Here is a 22,275-nt window from a genome sequence, read left to right on the forward strand (position 1 = left end):
CTTCTCACGCGGCATGGTTTGCCGCCCTTACCGTGCCCAGGCCCGAAGCGAGCCGGATCACGGCCTCCTCCGTCATTTCCCTTGCGCCGAGTTCCCCCGCGATGCGTCCCTCCCGGACGACGAGCACGCGGTCGCAGAGCCCGAGCAGCTCCGGCATTTCCGAGGATATGACGAGGATGCCGATGCCCGCGCGCGCAAGCTCGCGCAGCAGGCGGTGAATTTCGGTCTTCGCGCCGACATCGATGCCGCGCGTCGGCTCGTCCATCAGGATGACCTTCGGCTTAACGGCGAGTTGCTTGGCGATGGCAACCTTCTGCTGGTTGCCACCCGAGAGCGATTTTACCGGCGCATCGATACCGCCCATGCGCACCGCGAGGCGCTTCGCAAAGTCCTCCGCCAGCACCGCCTCGGCACGGCCGTTGAGCAGGCCAAGCGGGCTCGTCAGCGACTTAAGGTCCAGGACGGAGATGTTCTGCGCGATGGAAAGGTCGAGGAAGACGCCGGATCCCTTGCGGTCCTCGGAGAGGTAGACGATGCCGGCCTTCACCGCATCCGCATAGGAGCGGATCGCCTGCGCCGCGCCGTGCAGGCGCACCGTGCCGACGGTGTGCGGCCGCAGCCCGCAGATGCCCTCGGCGATCTCCGTGCGGCCGGAGCCGATGAGGCCGCCGATGCCGAGGATCTCGCCCTTGCGCAGGGTGAAGCCGATGTCGTGGAAACGGTCGCCGTCACCGAGGCGATCGACTTCGAGGATCGTCGCGCCCGGCTCCGTGTCGAGCTTGTCCGGATAGAGCTGCGTGATCTCGCGTCCCACCATGCGGCGCACGACATCGTCAGGCGTGATGTCGGCGATGCGGTCGGTACAGACATAGCGCCCGTCGCGGAAAACGGTCACGCGGTCGCAGAGCGAGAAAATCTCGGCCATGCGGTGGCTGATATAGATGATCGAGATGCCGTTCGCCTTGAGGTCGCGGATGATGGAGAAGAGCTGCTGCGCCTCGGTTTCGGTGAGGGCGGCGGTGGGTTCGTCGAGGATCAGCACGCGGCAGTCGAGCGTCAGCGCCTTGGCGATCTCGACGAACTGCTGGCTGGAAATCGGAAGGTCCGCCACCTTGCGGCGGACGTCGATGGCGGCAAGGCGGTTCATCACGGCCTGCGCATCGCGCTCCAGGGCGCGGTAGTTCATGAAGGGCGAGCGACGACGGTTGGTGGCGGCCATGAACATGTTTTCCGCCACGCTCGCATCCGGGCAGAGCGCGATCTCCTGGTGGACGAGGCCGATGCCGAGCGCCTGGGCGGCGGCAGGGGATGCGATGCGCACGGCCTTGCCGTCGACGCGAATCTCCCCCTCGGTCGGCTGCAGCACGCCGGCGATGATGTTCATCAGCGTCGACTTGCCGGCGCCGTTCTCGCCGCAGAGCGCATGGACCTCGCCGCGTTCCAGGGTGAAGTCGACCTCGGTCAACGCCTTCACCGCCCCGAAATGCTTGGTCACGCCATGAATGGTGAGCACCGGCTCCGCCATCGTCTTTCCTTCCAAATCGTCGTCCATAGCTCCCCCCTCTGCCCGGCAGGGCAGAGGGGGGAAGCCACAGTGGAAGCGGCCAAAGGCATGAGCCGCCGATACTACTCCTCGATGCCCTTGGTGCCGCGACGCTTCAGGTACTTGTCCCAGTAGAAGTCGTCGGCATTTTCCGCCGTCACGATGGACAGGCCATTGTCGACGACCGGGATGCTCATCGGGTTGAAGCCCGAGCGCTTGGCATCGTTCATCGGGTCGATCAGTTCCGGATGCTTGGCGAGCCACAGCAGCATGAAGCCCATATAGCCCTGCATGCCCTGGTTCGGGTTGATCGAGCCGAACACCTCGCCGGCCTTGATCATGTCGAGGATGTTGGCGTTGACGTCCGCGCACATGACGAGGACCTTGCCGCCGGCCTCCTTGTTGGCCTGTGCCGCGCCGATGGCGGAGTTGGCTTCCGGCATGAAGACCGCGCCGAGATTCGGATTGGCCTGGATGATGCTGGAAAGCCCCTGATAGGCCTTGGTCGGATCCTGGTTGGAGGCGGCGCGGCCGACCAGCTTCATGTCCGGCCACTTCTCCTCCATGCGGGCGATGAAGGCGGCGATGCGCTTGTCGTGGTTGTCCTGGCCGGGGTTTTCGAGCACCGCATATTCGCCCTTGCCGCCCATCTTCTCGGCGATCGCATCGGCCGCATAGGTGCCTTCGCGGGTGTTGTCGGAGGTGATGAAGGACACACGCTTGGAAAGCGGCGAGTCGGCGGCGAAGGTCACGACCGCCGTGCCCTGGTCGATGGCGCGGTTGATCGGCTCGATGAACGGATCGGAGTTCATCGGATGGACGAGGATGCCGGCCGGGTTCTGCGCCAGCGCCTGGTCGAAGGTGGCGATCTGCTTGTTGACGTCATATTCCGGCGTGCCGGTATATTCCGTCTCGCAGCCGAGCTGCTGGCCGGCCTGCTTGAACATCTCATAGACCGGGAACCAGTATTCGACGCCCGAGACCATGACATTCATGACGTATTTCTCGCCCGGCTTGCAGCGGAACGGGTTTTCCGTCTCGGCCGCCGCGGAACCGGCAAAAAGCGTCGTCGCAAGGACCGCCAACGCGGTCGTCGTCAGAAAAGTGCGCAAGTATCCTCCTCCGGGGCGAAAGCCCCTCCCAAAAAGCCCGTGGGCGTCGTTCCGACGCCGGTGATCTCCGTGAAGACCGGAATTCCTCCTCGAAGTCCGGTATGGGCAGCTAATCGCAAAGCAGAGGGAGTGTCAATATAATTCAGACAATGAAATATATTTCATATCCAAATCATGAAATCAAGCCCGACGGCTGAAATATCTTTCATCCCTTCGCGACGGCCGCCACCGACGCGGCAAAGACCGGATCGGCCATCAGCGCGCGGCAGCGGGCAAAGCGCCCGTCCGCATAGGCCCGGAAATCGGCAGCCGGGTTGCCGTTCGCAAGCTGGATCAGCCCCCAGAGCGTCCAGAGCAGGTCGCACATCGCCTTGTAGATGACGATGCGGCCGCGCTCGGCCGGTTTCGGCTCGCCGCCGAAATAGGCGCGGATCATCGCTTCCTCCTGCTCGCGGTCGAACTCCGCCTCGACCGAGAGATCGCCGAGGTCCCACATCGGGTCGTTCATGCCGGAATATTCCCAGTCGACGATCCACATGCGGTCTCCCGTATCGAGGAAGTTCTCGCAGAGCGGATCGCAATGGCAGGCGACGACGGGCAGCGGATGGGCGGCGAGCGCGGCGCGCACCGTTTCCGCCTCGCGCAGCCCCTCGTGATAGCCTTCCGGCAGGGCGACATCCTTGGTGGAGAGCACCGCAAGGTAGTCGTCGATCATCTGGAAGAGCTCGAAGCGCGCCGGAAAGACCACGCCGCTGCCGTGCAGGCGCCGGAAGGCCTCACCCGCCCGCGCCGGCGCGCCGGCGACGGACTTGAAGCCCTCCGGCGTCATCGTCGTCGCGCCGGGAATGAAACGGGTGACCATCAATCCGCTCGCCGCATCCGCATGAAAGACCTCCGGCCCCACGCCGACCCGCGCCGCTTCCCGCGCCGCAACGGCCTCGTTGCCGCGGTCGATATATTCCTCCGTGCCCCTGCCGGGCACGCGCAGGCACCAGTCGCGGACGCGGAAGACGAGATTGGTGAGGCCGCCGAGCCGTTCAACCGGGCCGTCATACCCTTCCAGAAGGGGAATTTTCGCGATTGCATCCAGGGCCTGCCGCTCTTCGCTCATGAACACCTCCTTTTGGCCGTCCGCGACGGTTTCACAGATTTCAGCCTTTCGCTATCATCATCAAAACATGAGGGAAGGCCATGGCAAACGGACATCATGAGGGTGCACTCGGCGCGGTCTACAATGCAAGCGGCACGGAGGAGGTCGCGGCCCTCTACGACGGCTGGGCGGAGACCTACGACGCCGACATGGCGAGCGCCGGCTACCGCCATCCATCGATCTGCGTCGCGCTCCTCGCGCGCCACCTGCCGCGCGGCGCCGCGCCCCTGCTCGATGCGGGCGCCGGCACCGGGCTCATCGGCGAATGGCTGGCGATCCTCGGCTATGCCCATGTCGAGGGCCTCGACATCTCCGAGGGCATGCTCCAGCGGGCGGCGGCGAAGGCCGTCTATGCCGCCCTGCACCGCGCCGCCCTCGGCAACCCCCTGCCCTTTCCGGACGGGCATTTCGCCGGCATCGTCTCGGCCGGCGTCTTCACCTCCGGCCATGTCGGCGTCGAGGGCCTGCCGGAACTCATCCGCATCACGCGGCCGGGCGGCGTCCTCGTCCTGACGGTGAAGAACACGCTGTGGAACGACGGCTTTTCCGACCGGCTGGCGGCCCTGGAGCGCGAGGGCATCCTCGCGCGGGCCGAGGAGACCGCGCCCTATGTCTCGATGCCCGGCGAGACGGGCACCGTGCCGAGCCGCGGTGTGGTGCTGAAGGTGCTGCGCCACGCCTGAGGCAGCGCCGCCGGTCAGGCCGGCTGCACCTCGACCGTCACATGCGACAGCCCGCCGAGATGGGCAAGCCGTGCCTTGTAGTCGGACGGCGCCTTCGGGTGTGGGGATGAGAGCGAGACGATCGCCGCGTGATGGCCGGGACCGACCTGCCAGACATGCAGGTCGGTGATGTGCTCGTCGCCGCGTTCCAGCACCGTGCGGATATCCTCCGCCAGCGCCCCGCCCTCCGGCACCGCGTCGATCAGCACGCCGCCCGCCTCGCGGATGAGGCTCCACGACCAGCGGGCGATGACCAGCGCCCCGACGACGCCCATCACCGGATCGGCCCAGAGCCAGCCGTAGCTCCGGCCGAGCAGCAGCGCGACGATGGCAAGGATGGAGGTCAGCGCATCCGCCAGCACATGCAGGTAGGCGGCGCGCAGGTTGTTGTCGCGCGCCGAATGCGGGTGGTGATGCGCATGGTGGTGATCGTGGCCGTCATGGTGATGATGGTCATCGTGGTCATGATGATGGCCGCCGTGAGCGTGATGGCCGTGATGGTGATGCGCATGGTCGTCCCGCAGCAGCCAGGCGCTGGCAAGGTTCACCGCAAGGCCGGCGACGGCCACGGCGATCGCCTGACCGAAATGGATCTCGACCGGATCGGCAAGGCGCAGGACGCTTTCCCAGCCGATGAGCAGGGCGATGAAGGCGAGGACGATGGCGCTGGCAAAGCCCGCGAGATCGCCGAGCTTGCCCGTGCCGAAGGTGAAGCGCGGATCGCGCGCATGCCGCCGCGCATAGGAGTAGGCGAGTGCCGCGACCAGCATGGCGCCGGCATGGGTGGACATGTGCCAGCCGTCCGCCACCAGCGCCATCGAGCCGTAGATCGTGCCCGCGACGATTTCCGCCACCATCATGCCGGCCGTCAGCGCGATGACGAGCCAGACCCTGCGCTCGTTGCGGCTGTGGTCGGCGCCGAGGAAGACGTGGTCATGGGTGGGCCTTGCCGTCGTATCGTTTGCCATGGGACTCCCTTTCGTTGCGGCGGGCGGGACCGAATGCCCTCGGCAGCGCCCGGGGCAAGGCTGCTTCGCCCTGCTGCGGGACCTGCGCTACTTCATGTAGGTCCGGATGACCCCGATCAGCTCCTCGCCGCCCTGAAGACAGCCTGCCTTCGTCTCGGCTTCCATCACATGATGGCGCAGATGATCCTCCATCACCTCCGCCGTCAGGCCGCCGAGCGCGCCGCGCACGGAGGCGAGCTGGCGCATGATCTCCGCACAGCCCGCCTCGCCTTCCAGCGCGCGTTCGATGCCCTCGATCTGGCCGCGGATGCGGCGCACCCGGGCGATCAGCTTGTCCTTCTGCTGGATGGTGTGACTCATGCGGGGTCGCCTTTCGAATCCATAGCATAGGGGGGTATACTATAGGTTGGCCGATCCGGAAAGGTCCGGAGGCCTTCCCTGCCGCAGGATCAGGCTTTCACGCGCGCACCGGCCGGGTCGTAGAGCGGTTCGAGATGGATCTTCGCCGGCGTGCGTTCCATGGCGACGACGAGCTCGTAGTCGCCGCCCGTCAGGAAATCGTCGTCCACACCCTCGGCGCGGCGCACATAGCCGTAGCCGACATTCTTGCCGAGTGTATAGCCGTAGCCGCCGCTGGTGAGGTAACCGACGGGCTCGCCGTTGCGCAGGATCGTCTCGCGGCCGACGAGCACGATGTCCGGATTGTCGACCGTGAAGCCGGCCAGCGCCTTCTTGCGCTTTTCACCCTGCAGCGCCTCCAGCGCCCGGCGGCCGAGGAAATCGGTGTTCTTGCGCAGCTTCACCGCCCAGCCGAGGCCGGCATCGAAGGGCGTGTCGTTCGGTGTGATGTCAGCCCCCCAGGCGCGGTAACCCTTTTCGAGACGCAGCGATTCCAGCGCGCGATAGCCGACCGGACGGATACCGAACGGAGCGCCCGCCGTCATCAGCGCATCGAAGACCGTGCCGATGGCCTCGATCGGCACATGCAGCTCCCAGCCGAGCTCGCCGACATAGGTGACACGCAGCGCCCGCACGACATGGCCGGCAAGCACGATCTCCCGCACATGACCGAAGGGGAAGCCGGCATTGGAGACATCGGTGTCGGCAAGTGCAGCCAGCACCTCGCGCGCCTTCGGCCCCATCAGCGAGAGCGTGCCGAAATCTTCCGTCACGTCGCGAAGCGTCACGTCGAGGCCGCCGGGAAGATGATCGGCGATCCAGCCGAGGTCATGGGTGCGGAAGCCCGTGCCGGTCACGATGTAGAATTTCTCCTCGGCGAGCCGCGCCACCGTCAGGTCCGCCTCGATGCCGCCGCGGGTGTTGAGAAGCTGCGTGTAGGTCAGCCGCCCCACCGGCTTGCCGACATCGTTCGCGCAGATCCAGTCGAGCGCCTTCAGCGCGTCCGGCCCCGTCATCTCGTATTTGGCGAAGGAGGACTGGTCGAAGATGCCGACGGCCTCGCGCACATGGCGGTGCTCGTCGCCGACCGTCGAGAACCAGTTCTGCCTTCCCATCGAATAGACGTCGCGCGCCTCCATGCCCTTCGGCGCGAACCAGTTCGGCCGTTCCCAGCCGAGCTTGGAGCCGAACACCGCGCCATGCGCCTTCAGCCGCTCGTAGAGCGGCGAGACGACGCGCGGGCGGCCGCTCTCGTATTCCTCGTGCGGAAAGCCGATCGTATAGTGCTTGCCATAGGCCTCCAGCGTGCGGTCGAGCACCCATTGGCGGTCGCGGTGCATGCCGGCAAAGCGGCGGATATCGACCACCCAGAGGTCGAGCGGCGCCTCGCCGTCGACGACCCATTGCGCCAGCACCCAGCCCGCCCCGCCGCCGGACGCGATGCCGAAGGCGTTGAAGCCCGCGCCGACGAACATGTTGCTGCATTCCGGCGCCACCCCGAGGATGAAGTTGCCGTCGGGCGTGAAACTCTCCGGCCCGTTGATCATCTGCTTGACGCCGACCTTCTCCAGCGCCGGCACGCGGGCGATCGCCTCCACCATATGCTGCTCGAAATGGTCGAAATCGTCGTCGAACAGCCGGTAGGCCCATTCGTCGGGCACGTCGCCGGTCGTCCAGGGCTGCGGGTTCGGCTCGTAGCCGCCCATGACGAGCCCGCCGACCTCCTCCTTGAAATAGGTGCGGCGATCGGGATCGCGGATCGTCGGCGCATCGGTGGCGAGCCCCGGCACGGTTTCCGTGATGATATACTGATGCTTGACCGGCTGCAGCGGCACGTTGATGCCGGCCATCGCGCCCACCTGCCGCGCCCACTGGCCGGCGCAGTTGACCACCTTGTCGCAGGCGATGTCGCCCAGCGTCGTGCGCACGCGGCGAATGCGGCCGTCCTCGATGTCGAAGCCCGTGACGCGCACGTTCTCGACGATCTTCGCGCCGTGCATGCGCGCGCCCCTGGCGAGCGACTGGGTGATGTCCGAGGGGCTCGCCTGGCCGTCCGTCGGCAGCCAGCTTGCGCCGACGAGGTCGCCGACCTCCATCAGCGGCCACATGGCCTTGACCTCCTGCGGCGTCAAAAGGTGCATGTCCATGCCGAAGCTCTTGGCCGTGGTGGCGAGGCGGCGGAACTCCGTCCAGCGGTCCTGGTTGGTGGCAAGCCGCAGGCACCCCGTCATCTTCCAGCCGGTCGCAAGGCCCGTCTCGGCTTCCAGGCCCTTGTAGAGATCGACGGAATATTTCAGCACCCGGGTGATCGATGCCGACGAGCGGAGCTGGCCGACGAGGCCGGCCGCATGCCAGGTCGAGCCCGAGGTCAGCGTGCCCTGCTCCAGGAGGATCACGTTCGCCTTGTGGTCGCGGGCGAGATGATAGGCCGTCGAGCAGCCGATGATGCCGCCGCCGATGACAACGATCTCAGCATGGGATGGCAGGGTCATTTGGCGTGTTTCCCGTATTTTGTTCTGTAATGGTCGAGCGCCCCGTCGAGACGATCGAGATTTTCGGCCGTGTAGCCGACATAGTCGGCGCCGGGCGCTGCAAGATGGAGTTCGGAGACCATGCTCCACATCGCCTCGCGCAAGAGCGAGGCGCATTGCATGGCGGCATGCGAGCGAAGGATCGCCGGGTCGGGCGCGCCGGCGAAATAGGCGGCGAGGAAATCCTCCGCCTCGTCGGGCGAAAGCCCGGCATTGGAGGTGGCGCCGGCAAGGTCGAACATGGCGGTGGAGAAGCCGGCATATTCGAAGTCGATCAGCCAGAGCCGGGCACCGTCGTCGAGGATATTGGCCGGCAAGAGGTCGTTGTGCGCGAAGACGATGGGCAGCGGCGCCTGTGCCGCCTCCAGTTCCTCGACAAGCGCCAGATAGCCCGGAAGGTGCGGCTTCATGCGGCTGCCGCCCTCTTTCAGCGTGCGGGCATAGTCGCGCACCACATGGAAGGGCCAGAAAAGGAAGGCGGCGCCGCTCACCTCCTGCGGCATCTCGTCGTGGAACCGGCGCAGCAGGTCCGCCACGCGCCGCCGCTCGGCGACGACATCCGCGGCGCCGAATGTCTTCGCGCCGAGGAAGGCCGAGACCATGACACCGGGCTCGGCATAGCGCACCTCCGGGCCGAAGCCGGCCGCATGGGCCGCCCGCGCCGTCATCAGTTCCCGCTCGCGGAAGACATGGTGGAAGGGATAGTCCCGGCCGAAGCGCACGACATGGCGCCCCGCCGCATCGCTGACGAGATAGCTCTCGTTGCTGATGCCGCCCTTCAGCGGCGCGATCTCGATGCGGCCCGCCCAGCAGGGCAGAGCGCGGATGCGGTCCTCGACGGCGCGGCTGGGCTCGACATGGCCCTCCATCAGCTCACCCTCTCGCGGATGCGGTTCGCGCCGGCGGAAATCAGCCGGTCGGCGATGATGGCGATGAAGGCGATCGAAAGGCCGGCGACGAGGCCGCGGCCCGTATCGGCCTTGGTGAGCGCGATATAAACCTCCTGCCCGAGGTCGCGCGTGCCGACCAGTGCGGTGATGACCAGCATGGAGAGGGCGAACATGATCGTCTGGTTGAGGCCGAGCAGGATTTCCGGCAGCGCCAGCTTCAGCTTGATCTTGGCGAGGATCTGCCTCTGCGTGCAGCCCATGGCGCGGCCCGCCTCCACCACGCGCGGATCGACGCGCTGGAGCCCCAGCACCGTGTAGCGGATCGCCGGCACGACGGCGTAGGCGACGACGGCGATCATCGCGGTGAAATCGCCGACGCGGAACAGCATGACGACGGGCATGAGATAGACGAAGGAGGGCAGTGTCTGCAGCGTGTCGATGACGAGCTGGAGCCAGCGCCACAGCCGTTCGCGCTCGGCCGCCAGGATGCCGAGCGGCACGCCGATGAGGCAGGCGAAGACGACGGAGATGCCGCAGAGATAGACGGTGATCATCGCCTTCTCCCATTGCCCGGTCGCCGCGATCAGGAAGGACAGCGCGCCGACCAGCGCGGCAAGGCGCAGGCCGCCCAGCCGGTAGCCCGAAAGCGCCAGCAGCGCGACGACGCCGGCCCAGGGCAGGTCGCCGAGCAGCCGCTTCAGCGGCACGAGGATGTTCAGGAGGATGACGTTGCGGATCGCCTCCAGCGTGTCGAAGAAGTTGACGTTGATCCAGCGCACCACCTCGGACCAGAAGGTGCCGGTGGAGACCTGCCAGCTTTCCGGGAAACTCTGGAGCGCGGGCACGGCAAGCCCGGCGAGGAAGGTCGCAACAACGATGGCGAGCGCGGCGAGGAGATAGGGGTGTCGGGAGACGAGGCCGCCGCTTGCCGGGAGACCGGCCGCGGGCCGGCCGGCCTTTTCCGCATAGGCCTGGCTCAACCGGTCGAGCGCCACGGCGAGCGCGACGATGGCGAGCCCCGCTTCGAGGCCCGCGCCGATATCGAGGCGGCGGAGCGCGGCGAGCACGTCGAAGCCGAGGCCGCCGGCGCCGATCATCGAGGCGATGATGACCATGTTCAGCGAAAGCATGATGACCTGGTTGACGCCGACCATCAGGCTGTCCTTGGCCGAGGGCACCATGACCTTCCAGGTCATCTGCCGCCGGCTGCAGCCGACCATGTTGCCGAGGTCGCGGATCTCCGCCGGCACGGAGCGCATGGCGAGGATGGTGACGCGCGCCATCGGCGGCAGGGCATAGATCAGCGTCGCGACGATCGCCGCCGTCGGGCCGAAGCCGAAGAAGACGAGCACGGGCACGAGATAGGCGAAGACCGGGATCGTCTGCATGAGGTCGAGAACGGGAACCAGTACCCGCTCGAAGAAAGACCAGCGCCAGGCGGCAAGGCCGAGCAAGAGGCCGGCCACCACGCCGATCGGCACGGCGACGACGATGGAGGCGAGCGTCACCATGGCGCTCGTCCACTGGCCGAAGATGACGAGGAAGCCGAAGCAGGCCGTGACGAGCGCGGCGAGCCGCGCGCCGCCGGCATGGTGGCCGATCAGCGCAACGATGGCGAGCACCGCGAGCCAGGAGAGCGGCGGCAGGTGCTGCACGGCGCTCGAGCCCTGCCCCGACAGGAGGCCGCTCGACAGGAGGCCGAGCGCCACCCGGTAGGGAACGTCGATGATCTCGGCGAGGAAACGGGTAAGGTCCGTAAAGGTGAAGAGGCCGAAGCTCGCCTCGTCCACCAGCCATTTCGTCGCCCTGCCGATCCAGCGCGCCGCCGGGATCTCGAAGGCGCGCGGATAGGAGAAGGCCGATTTCGCAAAGTCCTCGCCGAACTGCCAGAAGAGGACGAAGAGGGCGAGCGCGAGCGGCCACGGCCAGCGCGCCCGCGCCGCACCGCGCGCGGCCGGGTTTTCCGGGATCGGCTCGGAGACGGGCTGGAGGACGGGGAAGGACGCGCCCATGTCGTCAGCCCCGCATCATCACATCGACGACCGCCGCGCGGTCGATGAGGCCGACGGGCGTTCCCGCCCCGTCGAGGGCGGCCAGCGTCTCCGCGCCTTGCGAGAAGAGCGGCGCGGCCTCGGCCACCGGCGCGCTCGCGCGGATCGAGGTCGGCGGCAGCGTGCCGTTCAGCGGCCGCATCAGGGCGGCCACCTTGACGACCTTGGCCCGGGCGACGCTGCGCGTGAACTCCGCCACATAGGGCGTCGCCGGGTTCAGCACGAGATCCTCGGGCGTGCCCGCCTGCACGATCTCGCCGTCCTTCATGATGGCAATGCGGTCGGCAAGGCGGATCGCCTCGTCGAAATCGTGGGTGATGAAGACGATGGTCTTCTTCAGCACCGATTGCAGGCGCAGGAACTCGTCCTGCATCTCGCGGCGGATCAGCGGGTCGAGCGCGGAAAAGGGCTCGTCGAGGAACCAGAGCTCCGGCTCGGCGGCGAGCGAGCGGGCAATGCCGACGCGCTGCTGCTGGCCGCCGGAGAGCTCGCGCGGAAAGGCGTTCTCGCGGCCCGAAAGGCCGACGAGGTCGATCATGCGCCGCGCCCGCTCCTCGCGCGCTGCCCGCTCAATGCCCTGGATCTCCAGCGGAAAGGCGACATTCGCCAGCACGGTGAGGTGCGGCAGCAGGGCGAAATGCTGGAAGACCATGCCCATCTGGTGGCGGCGGATCTCGATCATCCGCGCCTCGCTTGCCGCCAGGAGGTTCTCGCCGTTGAAGAGGATGTCGCCGGAGGTCGGCTCGATGAGGCGCGAGAGGCAGCGCACCAGCGTCGACTTGCCCGAGCCGGACAGGCCCATGATGACGAAGATCTCGCCCTCACGCACCTCGATATTGACGTCGCGCACCGCGCCGACGGCGCCGGCCGCGCGCAGCTCAGCGCTCGTCAGTCGCGCGGCCGAAGGGCCGGCCAGGGATCTGCCGCCTGCGCCAAAGATCTTCCAGACGCCACGGCAGACAAGTTTCGGTTCGCTAGAGGCCATCGTCATTCCGGTCGCGTGATCGAAACGCGGTCCCTATGGGACCGCACGAAAGGCGCCCGGCCTCCCCTGCTGGCGGAGGGCCGGGCCTTGCGCGCTACTTCTTGATCCAGTCGGACCAGCGCGCTTCGTTCGCCGCCATCCACTCGGCGACCACCTCGGAGACCTTCTTGCCGTCGAGGTCCACCTTGGTGATCATCGCCCCCATCTCGTCATTGTTGACATTGAACGCCTTGATGGCGGCATAGGCGCCCGGCCACTTGTCCTTGAGGCCGGACCAGCCGACCTTCCAGATCGGGCCGAAGGGCTTGCCGCAGTCATAGGCGGCATCGGGGTTCACGCCGGCCGCCGGGTCCTCGTAGCATTCCTTCGAATAGGGCGGGAACTCGACCCACTCGCCCTGGTACTTGGCCGGCGCCCAGTGCGGCGCATAGATCCACAGCAGGATCGGCGCCTGGCGCTGGTAGGCGCTTTCCAGCTCCGCGAAGAGCGCGGCGTCCGTGCCGGCATGGATCACCTCGAAGGGCAGGTCCAGCGCCTCGACGCGCTCGTCGTCGAAACCGCCCCAGGTGACGGGGCCGCCGAGATACCGGCCTTTTGGCGCGGTCTCCGGAATCGAGAAGGCTTCCGCGCAGGCTTCGCTCTTCAGCGCTTCCCAGTTCGGCAGGCCGGGGCATTTCTCCTTCATATAGGCCGGATACCACCACTCTTCCTTGGCCTGCATGCCGGTCTCGCCGAAATTCTCGACCTTGCCGGTGGCCGTCGCGGCGTCCATCGCGTCGCGGCCGGTGGTCTCCCACATCTCCATGGCGACGTGCAGGTCGCCGGTCTCCAGGCCCGCGAACTGCGCGAGATAGTCGGCCTGGACATAGTCGACGGAATAGCCGGCCTTCTTCAGCACCTCGCCCATGATTTCCGTGGTGATGAGCTGGCCCGTCCAGTCGTGCAGCGTCAGCTTGATCGGATCGGTGGATTCCTGCGCCGCCGCGGGCGCGATCGTGAAGGCCGCGGACAGGCACAGCGTCGCGGCGAACAGTCCTGACAGGCGAATAGGTTGAAACATGCGTGATCTCCCGGTCGCACTTTGAAGTCGATGCTTTCTGATGCGCCGGATGCCGTTCCCCGTACTTTTGTATCTGTCGGCCTGCGCACGGAGCCGATCACACGCTGGATGAAAGCGGCTGTCAATCCTGAAATGTGGCTTTTTCTGCCTTTGTGACCGAATTTGCGGCTTTCTTGCCAGATGATCCGTCTAGGATTATGAAGCAGGAAACGCATGCGGACACGACGACGATGAACCACTCCAAACGCCACAACGACATTCTGAGGCTGCTCCAGCAGGACGGCACGGTGACGATCGCCGACCTCGCCAAGAAACTCGACGTTTCGCTGGAAACCGTGCGGCGGGACATCAAGCCGCTGACGACGAACGGCACCGTGCTGAAGATGCACGGCGCCGTGGCGCTGCCCTCCGTGGTGGGCGAAGCGCCCTTCGAAAAGCGCATGCGCGAGAACAGCGAGGCGAAGAAGGCGATCGCCGTCGCCATGGCCGCGACGATCCGCGACGGTGATTCGATCATGCTCGATACGGGCACGACGACGAGCTACCTCGCCCGCGAGTTGCTCGGCCACCGGCGGCTGACGGTCGTCACCAACTCCTCCGACATCGCGCGCACGCTTTCGACGGTCAACGACAACCGCGTCTACATGGCGGGCGGTGAGCTGCGCAGCGACAATGGCGCGGCCTTTGGCGTCTCGGCGATCGAGTTCATCAACCATTTCACCGTCGGCCATGCGGTCATTTCCACGGGCGCGATCGATGCCGCGATCGGCGTGATGGACTACGACCTGGAGGAAGCGGAATTCGCGCGCGCCGTGGTCACGCGCGGCAAACGGGCCGTCGTCGTCACCGACCACACGAAGTTCGGCCGGCAGGGGCTGGTGCGCGTCTGCGAATTCAGCATGCTGACCGATCTCTTCACCGACAAGGTGCCGCCCCGCGATGTCTCCGCCTCGCTGAAGGCGGCCGGCGTCAACGTCACGCTGGCGCGCTGACGAAAAAGCGGCCCGGCGGATATCCCACCGAACCGCTTTGGATCCTGCCGAGAGACGGGACGATCAGTTCATCGTCGACCACTGGCTTTCGACTTCCTGTGCGTCCTTGTTCAGATGGACATGGGCGTCGACATGATCGACCCAGTCGAGGGGGATCAGGTGGTGCTGGCCGTCCTTCGAATCGCTCCGGGTGAGCTTGATGCGGCTGTCGCCTTCCATGTGGTCGACGGTGCCGACATGGCTGCCATCGGCGGCGCGGACTTCCATATGTTCACGAATTTCGCTTGCAGCGACCATGGAAATTCTCCTTTCAGGTCAAATTCACCCGAAAGGAACGCGGGGAGCCGTGCGTGGTTCCCCGCGCCCAAGGACCTTGTGGCTAGTAGGCGCTTTCGTAGGCGGCGCAGATCTCCGCCTGCGTCTTGCCCGAGAGATAGGCGATCTCGCCTTCCTTGTGCTTGACATAGACGTCGGCAAAGCCCTCGGGGAACCAGCCGCAGACCGTCGCATTGCCGCGGAACCGCTGGAGCGCGGCCTCCAGCGTCTGCGGCAGGCGCACATAGCCGCGCGCGGCCAGCGCCTCGACGCCCAGCAGCGACAGGTCCTCCTGCGTCGCCTCCGGCACGGCCAGCCCCTCCTCGATGCCCTGCACGCCGGCATGCACAATGGCGGCGAGCGCCAGATGCGGATTGGCCGCGCCGTCCGCGGCGCGGAACTCGAAGTTGAACTGGGCCGCGCGGGCGATGTCGCTGATGTCGGAAACCGGGCAGATGCGCACCGAGGCCTCGCGATCGCGGAAACCGAGATTGTTGAAAGCGGCGCTCCAGCGATGCGGGGTGAGGCGCAGGTAGGAGACGACGCTCGGCGCCGTGATGGCAATGATCGAATCAAGATATTTCAGGATGCCGGCAACGAATTTTCCGGCGACATCGGAGAGTTCGTGCTTGCCGGCCGGGTCATGGGTGACCGGATTGCCGGCCGCATCCAGCATGCTCATATGCACATGCACGCCGTTGCCGACGCCCGCGGAATCGCGGATCGGCGTGAAGGTCGGGTCGTAGCCGAGCTCGCGGGCGACGAGGCCGACGAGTTCGCGGGTGATCAGCGAATGGTCCGCGATGGTGACGCCCTTCTGCGGACCCATCGTCACCTCGAACTGGCCGGCGCCGAACTCCTTGAGGATGGTGTCGGGCGTGACGCCCGCCTCCCGCATCGCCGCGATGATCGCCTCGCAGAAATGCCGCTCCTCCTGGAACCCGCCGAGCGTGAAGGCCTTGCCGATATCGGAGACGAGGTGCTTGATCTGGAACTCGTGCTCGAAGGCGCCGTAGAGCGTAACGCCCGCCACCCTTTGCAGACGATCGAGCGCCGTTTCCAGGATCGAGCGCGTGCAGAACTCCCACGGCCGGCCATCGGTATAGCGGATGTTGCCGATGACGAAATTCTCGTTCGGCGCCCCCTCCTCGCTCTCGATGCTGACGCGTGTCGCGGGATCGGGAATGAGCACGAGGTCGCCGAGCGAGCCGAACGGGCTTTCGGCGATGTTGTCGAAGCAGGTGATCTGCACATTGGTCGGCGTCCAGCCGACGCCGCGCTTCAGGCGTTTGTCCATCTGTGCCAGCGGAAAGGCCTTGCCGCGCACCTTGCCAGAAAGGTCGCCGCAGCAGGCGACCATCATTTCCTCACGTTTCATCGGCGTCCCCGTTGATCTGGTCATAACCCGGCATCGAAAAGCGGATGCCGTCCCAATCCTTGATGCGTTTCTGCGTCGCCTCCCAGTCGGCCTCCGAGACGCGCACGATCAGCGCCTCGACCAGCGCCATGGCGGCGGCCACCGTATCCCAGGCCGTGCCGGCATCGATCGGCAGCGCGACGATATGATCGGCGCTGCGCGCGGCCGGCGACATCCACTTGTCGGTGACGACGACGATGGTCGCGCCGCGCTTCTTGGCGATCGTCTCGGCAAGGCGCGCGAGGCTGAGCTGGTAGCGCCGGAAATCGAACAGCAGCACGACGTCCTTCTTGCGCATGCGCAAGACGTGCTCCGGCCACATTTCCGGATTGTCGGACATGTGGTAGATGCCGCTGCGGATCTGGCGCAGGTGGATCGACAGGAACGCGGCGACATTGTCGCTGACGCGCCCGCCGAGCAGGAAGATGTTGCGCGAGGGATCGGCGAGCAGGTCGGCGAGAATGTCGAACTGCGCCTGCGACACCGTCGCCGTCATCTCCTGCATGACCGCCGAGACGCGCGCCACATATTCCGACAGGAATTCCGAATGGCCGACCGGCTTCTGGCTCGATTTCAGGTCGAGCGGCGAGCGCTGCCCTTCCTTCAATTCGGTGATCAACTGGCGCTGCAGGTCCTGGAAGCCGCCGCAGCCGATCTTGCTGACGAAGCGGGTGATCGAGGGTGCGCTGACCCCGGTCTTGGCCGCCAGCTCCTGGATGCTTTCGAGGCCCGTGAAGGGATAATCGGCAAGAATGGCATTGGCGATCTTGCGCTCGCTGGCGGTGAGCTGCGCTGCGGCATCGCGGATCCTCGTGCGGATCGTCGTCGACGATTTCCCATCGCTCATTGGCGTTCGTTCCCCTGATTGGTTCGGATATTCGCGCCATGAAAAAAATTAGTCAAACGGAAAAATGCAATTGACTATGATCGAAAAATTTCCTTGACTGCCTGTCAGGAAAGCCCGACCCGCCGGGCCCGTTACGGATCCCATTCCATGCTCAGGTTCGCAGACCGCGACACGACCAGATTGCTGCAGACGGGCGACCCGGAGCCGGTGGAACGGATCAACCCTGCCGGCGCCTCGTCGATCTTCCTGACCTGCGAACATGCCGGCCGCGCCATCCCGGCTGCGCTCGGCGATCTCGGCATTCCCGCCGCGGAGATGGATCGCCACATCGCCTATGACGTCGGCGCGGAGGGCGTCGCCCGCAGCCTGGCCGAGCGCCTCGACGCCGCGCTCATCCTGCAGCGCTACAGCCGCCTCGTCATCGACTGCAACCGGCCCTTCGAGGCGAAGGATTGCGTCGTCGAAGAGAGCGACGGCACGCCGGTGCCGGCAAATGCCGATATCAGCGATCTCGACCGCCGCTGCCGCTTCGTGGAAATCCACCAGCCGCTGCACGAGGCGATCGCCGCAGCGCTCGACCAGCGCCAGGCGAGCGGAAGGCCGCTCCTCCTCGTCTCGGTGCACAGTTTCACGCCGGTCATGCGCGCAACGGGCGCCACACGGGATTTCGAACTCGGCCTGCTCTACAACCGCGACGCCCGCCTTGCCGAGCGGCTTGCGCAGACGTTCCGCGCCGCCAATCCGGACGTCACCGTCAAGCTCAACGCACCCTATCACGTCGACGACATCTCCGACTACACGATCCCGGTGCACGGCGAGCGGCGCGGCATAGCGCATGTGCTTCTGGAAGTGCGCAACGACCTCATCAACGATGCCCGCGGGCAAGAGGAATGGGCAGGCCGCCTCGCCGGCCCCCTCCGCCTTGCGGCAGACAGCCTCGAAGGAAACGCCTGATGGCCGCTGACCATCCAACCACCCGCGACGTGCCGCTCGATCCGGCCGCCTCCGCCATCCTCTTCATCGACGTGCAGAACTTTTCCGTGCGCCGCGAGGGCGGTGAGTTCAAGGATGTTTCCGACGCCGATATCGCGGGAAAATACGGCTATTATTTCAAGCGCATCCACGAGGTCGCGATCCCGAACATGCAGCGCCTCATCGCCGGCTTCCGCAAGGCCGGCATCGAGGTGCTGCACACGACGATCGAGAGCCTGACGAAGGACGGCCGCGACCGCAGCCTGGACTACAAGATCACCGGCTTCAACGTGCCGAAGGGCTCGTGGGACGGCAAGGTCATCGACGAACTGGCGCCGCTGGAGGACGAGATCGTCTTCCCGAAGAGCTCGTCCAGCGTCTTCGTCTCCACCCATATCGACTACATCCTGCGCAATCTCGGCGTAAAACAACTCGTGCTGTGTGGACTTCTGACCGACCAGTGCGTGGAATCGGCCGTGCGCGATGCCTGCGACCTCAACTATCTCGTGACGCTGGTGCCCGATGCCTGCGGCACCTATTCGCAGGAGCGCCACGACACCTCGCTGAGCGCCATCAAGGGCTATTGCCGGCAGGTCTCGACCGATGCGCTGCTGAAGGAGATCGGGCAGTAAAGCCCGCAGACGAACCGACGGGACGGAAACGAGGAGCATCCGAAAGCGGGCCGCAGAACACAACAAAAGGCCGGGCCGCGCGACACTTCACTGCCGAAAGGCATCAAAAAGGGGAACGACCATGATGAAGACTTCCAAACTGCTTCTGGCGGCCGCAAGCCTTGCGCTCGCCGCCTCCGCGGCCTTTGCCGAGGACGACAAGATCGTCATCGGCGGCGCGCTCTCGATGACGGGCATCCAGGCCCCGCTCGACACGCCCGGCTACAACGGCGCGCAGGTCGCGGTGAAATATCTCAACGACAATGGCGGCGTGCTCGGCAAGCAGGTCGAGTTCATCAACATCGACGGCAAGTCCGATCCGGTGACGGTCGGCAACGTCGCCGTCGAGCTGATCGACAAGGGCGCGCAGGTCATCGTCGCGCCCTGCGATTTCGATTTCGGCTCGCCGGCGAGCCGCGAGGCACAGTCGGCCGGCCTCGTCGGCATCTCGACCTGCGCCTCCGATCCGCTCTACTCTTCCTGGTCGCTCGGCGACAAGCAGTTCACGCTCTCCATGTGGAACACCACGATGGGCGCGACGGCAGCCGATTTCGCCTTCACGGAGAAGGGCTGGAAGACGGCCTATGTCGTCACCGACCAGTTCATCGCCTACACCAAGTCGCTGTCGAAGTATTTCGTCGAGCAGTTCAAGGCCGATGGCGGCGAGATCATCCTGGAAGACACCTATACGAACGGCGACAACAACTTTTCCGCCCAGCTCGCGCGTCTCCAGGCGCTCGGCAAGAAGCCGGACGTGATCTTCGTCTCGTCCTACGGCACGGATATCGGCGTGATCATCCGCGCGCTGCGCGAAGTCGGCTATGACGCGCCGATCCTCGGCGGCGATGCCTATGACGACCCGGCGATGCACGAGGCGCTCGGCGAAAAGTTCGGCAACGACGTCTATTTCGTCACCCATACCTGGATGGGAACGGGAGCGGACCCGGAAATGGAGAAGTTCATCGGTCTCTACAAGGAGATGTTCGGCAACGACCCGGACACGTCCTTCGTCTCGACGGGCTGGGACACGATCATGATGATCGCCGAGGCGATCAAGGCGGCCGGCACGACGGAAGGCGGCGCGCTTGCCAAGGCGCTGGAAGATGGCCAGTTCAAGCTGCTGACCGGCGACCTCGACTACGGCACGGCCGAAGAGGGCCACGTTCCGAACAAGGCGGCGGCGCTCATCGAGCTGAAGGGCGGCAAGCCGACTTTCGTGGGCTGGCGCAAGCCGGAATCCCTGCCGAAGCCCTGATCGTACTTTACGGGCCGGCCGCCAAAGCCGGCCCATCACCTTCGGAAAAGCCATGTCTGAAACGCGCCTCGCGGTAAACGACGTGTCGGTGGAATTCACCGGCCTCCGCGCCCTCGACCATGTGTCGCTCTCCGTCCTCACCGGCGAGGTCGTCGGCCTGATCGGTCCGAACGGCTCGGGCAAGACGACGCTCATCAACGCCATCACCGGCCAGGTAAAGCTGGCGGGCGGCACGATCACCGCCGGCGACATAACCCTTTCCGGCCTCTCGCCGCGTAGGATCGCCCTTGCCGGCGTCAGCCGCTCCTTCCAGATCGTGCGCCTTTTCAACACGATGACGGTGCTGGAGAACGTCGAGGCCGCAGCCCTGGCGAAGGGCGCCTCCCGCGGGGCCGCCACCGAGCGCGCGAAAAGCCTTCTCGACGAACTCGGCCTCTCGGCGAAGGTGGACGAGCTGGGCGAGAGCCTCAGCTACGGCGACAAGCGCCGCGTCGAGATCGCAAGGGCGCTCGCCGCCGAACCGCGCTTCCTGCTGCTCGACGAACCCGCCGCCGGCATGAACGACGCGGAGACGGAAACCCTGCTGCACACCCTCTCCGAACTGCCGAGGAAACGCGGCCTCGGCCTTCTCATCATCGATCACGACATGGGCCTCATCATGCGCCTCTGCCACCGGCTGCATGTGCTCGCCTCCGGCCGCACCATCGCGGAAGGGGACGCCGCCCATGTCCGCAGCCATCCTGATGTCATCGAGGCCTATCTCGGCAAGGGGGCGGCCCATGCTTGAGATCACCGGCCTCTCCGTCAATTACGGCACGATCCGCGCGGTGCGCGGCATCAGCCTCACCGTCGCCAGGGGCGAGCTGGTGAGCCTGCTCGGCGCGAACGGCGCGGGCAAATCCTCGACCATCAAATGCATCGCCGGCGCGCTGAAGGCGGCGGGCGGCTCGATCGTGCTCGAAGGCCAGGACATCACCGCGGCCAATCCCGAGCAGGTCATCCGTGCCGGCCTTGCCACCGTGCCGGAAACCCGCGACGTCTTCCCGGACCTGACGGTCGCCGAAAACCTCATGCTCGGCGCCTATATCCACCGGCGCGACCAGGCCGGCAACCGGCAGAACCTCGAAAGGCTGCACACGCTCTTCCCGCGCCTCGCCGAGCGGTCGAACCAGCCGGCCGGCACGCTTTCGGGCGGCGAGCAGCAGATGCTCGTCATCGCCCGCGCGCTGATGGCGCGCCCGCGCGTCCTCCTCCTCGACGAGCCCTCGCTGGGTCTCGCGCCCGCGATCGTCGAGCGCATCTTCGAGATGATCGAGACACTCAAAAAGTCCGGCCTCACCATCCTGCTCGTCGAGCAGAACGTGAACCAGGCGCTCGCCGTCGCCGACCGCGCCTATGTCATGCGGCTCGGTGCCATCGTCGCATCCGGCACCGCCGAGGAGATCCGCTCGGGAAGCGATCTCAGCGCACATTATCTGGGAGGCTGATTCCGATGGCTTTCGCGATCCAGTTCGTCATCGACGTCCTCAGCCTCGGCGGGGCCTATGCCCTCATGGCGCTCGGCCTCGTCATCATCTACGGCATCCTGCGGCTGGTGAATTTCGCCTATGGCGAACTCATCATGGTCGCCGGCTACACCATGTATCTTTCCAGCGGCTCGGGCCTGCCCTGGCTCGTCATGGCCGCACTCGCCGTCGCCATGGCGGTGCTCTTCGGCATCCTCACCGACTATGCCGCCTTCCGCCCGGTGCGCGCCAAATCGGTGACGGCGGTGCTGATCACCTCCTTCGCCTTCTCCAACCTGTTGCAGAACGCCGCCCTCCTCTTCATCTCGCCGCGCCCGCGCAACGTGCCCCTGCCGGACATCTTCTCCCAGACCGTCTCGATCGGCGGCGCGATCACGCCGGTGCGCAACCTCATCACCATCGCCGCCTCCATCGTGCTGCTCGCCGCCGTCGCCTTCCTGATGCGCAGGACGACGCTCGGCATCGCCATGCGCGCGGCGGCGACCAACTTCACCATGGCCCGCATGCTCGGCGTGCCGGCGAACCTCATCATCTCCTCGGCCTTCGCCCTCTCCGGCTTCCTCGCCGGCGTCGTCGGCATCCTGTGGATCGGCCGCATCGGCACGGTCGTGCCGGGCGTCGGGCTGGAGCCGCTGCTCGTCGCCTTCATCGCCACCGTGATCGGCGGCATGCGCAGCCTTCCGGGCGCCGTCGTCGGCGGCTTCCTCTTGGCGCTGATCGATACGACGCTCAACTACACCCTGTCGCAGGATCTCCTGAAGTTCCGCGACGCCTTCACCTTCAGCCTCGTCATCCTGATCCTGCTCTGGCGCCCGCAGGGCCTCATCAAGGGCCCGGCGAGCGGACAGCGGACCTGAGGAGCGGAGACC

At 66.1% G+C, this 22,275-nt stretch carries 20 protein-coding genes and 1 pseudogene; 8 read left to right on the forward strand and 13 right to left on the reverse strand.

Features of this window, described 5'->3' with window-relative positions; genetic code table 11:
* Nucleotides 1-4: 4 nt before the first annotated feature.
* From EV665_RS10575 to EV665_RS10585, 3 genes are all read right to left on the reverse strand, one after another.
* Nucleotides 5-1,525 (reverse strand): sugar ABC transporter ATP-binding protein, encoded by a 1,521-nt coding sequence (locus EV665_RS10575; RefSeq protein ID WP_133034225.1) that lies wholly within the window; start codon nt 1,523-1,525, stop codon nt 5-7.
* Between the two features lie 101 nt (nt 1,526-1,626).
* Nucleotides 1,627-2,655, reverse strand: a complete 1,029-nt coding sequence (locus EV665_RS10580) for a substrate-binding domain-containing protein (RefSeq protein ID WP_133034068.1) — start codon at nt 2,653-2,655, stop codon at nt 1,627-1,629.
* Between the two features lie 205 nt (nt 2,656-2,860).
* A complete protein-coding gene (locus tag EV665_RS10585) occupies nt 2,861-3,766 on the reverse strand; it encodes a phosphotransferase family protein (protein ID WP_162853028.1) in 906 nt (301 codons plus the stop codon).
* 80 nt (nt 3,767-3,846) lie between these two features.
* On the opposite strand from EV665_RS10585, the gene EV665_RS10590 reads away from it, so the two are divergent.
* Complete coding sequence (locus EV665_RS10590) at nt 3,847-4,488, forward strand: class I SAM-dependent DNA methyltransferase (RefSeq protein ID WP_064332971.1); 642 nt, start codon at nt 3,847-3,849, stop codon at nt 4,486-4,488.
* Nucleotides 4,489-4,502: 14 nt separating this feature from the next.
* Here EV665_RS10590 and dmeF read toward each other — a convergent pair whose 3' ends face one another.
* The 7 genes from dmeF to EV665_RS10625 form a co-directional block, all read right to left on the reverse strand.
* Nucleotides 4,503-5,495: a CDF family Co(II)/Ni(II) efflux transporter DmeF gene (dmeF, locus tag EV665_RS10595; RefSeq protein ID WP_133034070.1), complete on the reverse strand. Its 993-nt coding sequence runs from the start codon at nt 5,493-5,495 to the stop codon at nt 4,503-4,505.
* Between the two features lie 87 nt (nt 5,496-5,582).
* Nucleotides 5,583-5,855: a metal/formaldehyde-sensitive transcriptional repressor gene (locus tag EV665_RS10600; RefSeq protein WP_133034071.1), complete on the reverse strand. Its 273-nt coding sequence runs from the start codon at nt 5,853-5,855 to the stop codon at nt 5,583-5,585.
* Nucleotides 5,856-5,944: 89 nt separating this feature from the next.
* Nucleotides 5,945-8,386, reverse strand: a complete 2,442-nt coding sequence (locus EV665_RS10605; RefSeq protein WP_133034072.1) for a GcvT family protein — start codon at nt 8,384-8,386, stop codon at nt 5,945-5,947.
* Nucleotides 8,383-9,294, reverse strand: coding sequence for a choline/ethanolamine kinase family protein (locus EV665_RS10610; RefSeq protein ID WP_133034073.1), 912 nt, complete (start codon nt 9,292-9,294; stop codon nt 8,383-8,385). Before EV665_RS10610 ends, EV665_RS10605 begins: the two co-directional genes overlap by 4 nt.
* Nucleotides 9,294-11,327 carry an ABC transporter permease gene (locus EV665_RS10615; RefSeq protein WP_133034074.1) on the reverse strand — a complete coding sequence of 678 codons (2,034 nt, stop codon included), beginning with the start codon at nt 11,325-11,327 and terminating at the stop codon, nt 9,294-9,296. The genes EV665_RS10610 and EV665_RS10615 overlap by 1 nt, the downstream gene beginning before the upstream one ends.
* Nucleotides 11,328-11,331: 4 nt before the next feature.
* Nucleotides 11,332-12,351, reverse strand: a complete 1,020-nt coding sequence (locus tag EV665_RS10620) for a quaternary amine ABC transporter ATP-binding protein (RefSeq protein ID WP_064332965.1) — start codon at nt 12,349-12,351, stop codon at nt 11,332-11,334.
* Nucleotides 12,352-12,445: 94 nt separating this feature from the next.
* Nucleotides 12,446-13,411: an ABC transporter substrate-binding protein gene (locus tag EV665_RS10625; RefSeq protein ID WP_133034075.1), complete on the reverse strand. Its 966-nt coding sequence runs from the start codon at nt 13,409-13,411 to the stop codon at nt 12,446-12,448.
* 230 nt (nt 13,412-13,641) lie between these two features.
* Here EV665_RS10625 and EV665_RS10630 point away from each other — a divergent pair, with 230 nt between their 5' ends.
* Entirely contained in the window at nt 13,642-14,403 is a 762-nt protein-coding gene (locus EV665_RS10630) for a DeoR/GlpR family DNA-binding transcription regulator (protein WP_133034226.1), read from the forward strand.
* Between the two features lie 63 nt (nt 14,404-14,466).
* Here the strand turns inward: EV665_RS10630 and EV665_RS10635 are convergent, their stop codons facing one another.
* From EV665_RS10635 to EV665_RS10645, 3 genes are all read right to left on the reverse strand, one after another.
* The gene (locus EV665_RS10635; protein ID WP_064332963.1) at nt 14,467-14,700 is read right to left on the reverse strand and encodes a DUF2171 domain-containing protein; all 234 of its coding nucleotides are present in this window, start codon (nt 14,698-14,700) and stop codon (nt 14,467-14,469) included.
* Between the two features lie 82 nt (nt 14,701-14,782).
* Complete coding sequence (locus tag EV665_RS10640; RefSeq protein WP_133034076.1) at nt 14,783-16,096, reverse strand: type I glutamate--ammonia ligase; 1,314 nt, start codon at nt 16,094-16,096, stop codon at nt 14,783-14,785.
* Nucleotides 16,086-16,982 (reverse strand): MurR/RpiR family transcriptional regulator, encoded by an 897-nt coding sequence (locus EV665_RS10645; protein ID WP_064332961.1) that lies wholly within the window; start codon nt 16,980-16,982, stop codon nt 16,086-16,088. Before EV665_RS10645 ends, EV665_RS10640 begins: the two co-directional genes overlap by 11 nt.
* Nucleotides 16,983-17,129: 147 nt before the next feature.
* On the opposite strand from EV665_RS10645, the pseudogene EV665_RS10650 reads away from it, so the two are divergent.
* The 6 genes and pseudogenes from EV665_RS10650 (at nt 17,130) to EV665_RS10675 (ending at nt 22,263) form a co-directional block, all read left to right on the forward strand.
* A pseudogene (locus EV665_RS10650) lies at nt 17,130-17,946 on the forward strand (N-formylglutamate amidohydrolase).
* Complete coding sequence (locus EV665_RS10655; RefSeq protein WP_162853029.1) at nt 17,936-18,586, forward strand: cysteine hydrolase family protein; 651 nt, start codon at nt 17,936-17,938, stop codon at nt 18,584-18,586. Before EV665_RS10650 ends, EV665_RS10655 begins: the two are co-directional and overlap by 11 nt.
* Nucleotides 18,587-18,707: 121 nt before the next feature.
* Nucleotides 18,708-19,880 (forward strand): ABC transporter substrate-binding protein, encoded by a 1,173-nt coding sequence (locus tag EV665_RS10660; RefSeq protein ID WP_133034078.1) that lies wholly within the window; start codon nt 18,708-18,710, stop codon nt 19,878-19,880.
* Nucleotides 19,881-19,932: 52 nt separating this feature from the next.
* A complete protein-coding gene (locus EV665_RS10665; RefSeq protein WP_133034079.1) occupies nt 19,933-20,667 on the forward strand; it encodes an ABC transporter ATP-binding protein in 735 nt (244 codons plus the stop codon).
* Nucleotides 20,660-21,367 carry an ABC transporter ATP-binding protein gene (locus tag EV665_RS10670; protein WP_133034080.1) on the forward strand — a complete coding sequence of 236 codons (708 nt, stop codon included), beginning with the start codon at nt 20,660-20,662 and terminating at the stop codon, nt 21,365-21,367. The genes EV665_RS10665 and EV665_RS10670 overlap by 8 nt, the downstream gene beginning before the upstream one ends.
* A gap of 5 nt (nt 21,368-21,372) precedes the next feature.
* Nucleotides 21,373-22,263: a branched-chain amino acid ABC transporter permease gene (locus tag EV665_RS10675; protein ID WP_064332955.1), complete on the forward strand. Its 891-nt coding sequence runs from the start codon at nt 21,373-21,375 to the stop codon at nt 22,261-22,263.
* Nucleotides 22,264-22,275: the final 12 nt, after the last annotated feature.

The sequence above is a fragment of the Shinella granuli genome, assembly GCF_004341885.1.
Classification (GTDB): domain Bacteria; phylum Pseudomonadota; class Alphaproteobacteria; order Rhizobiales; family Rhizobiaceae; genus Shinella; species Shinella granuli.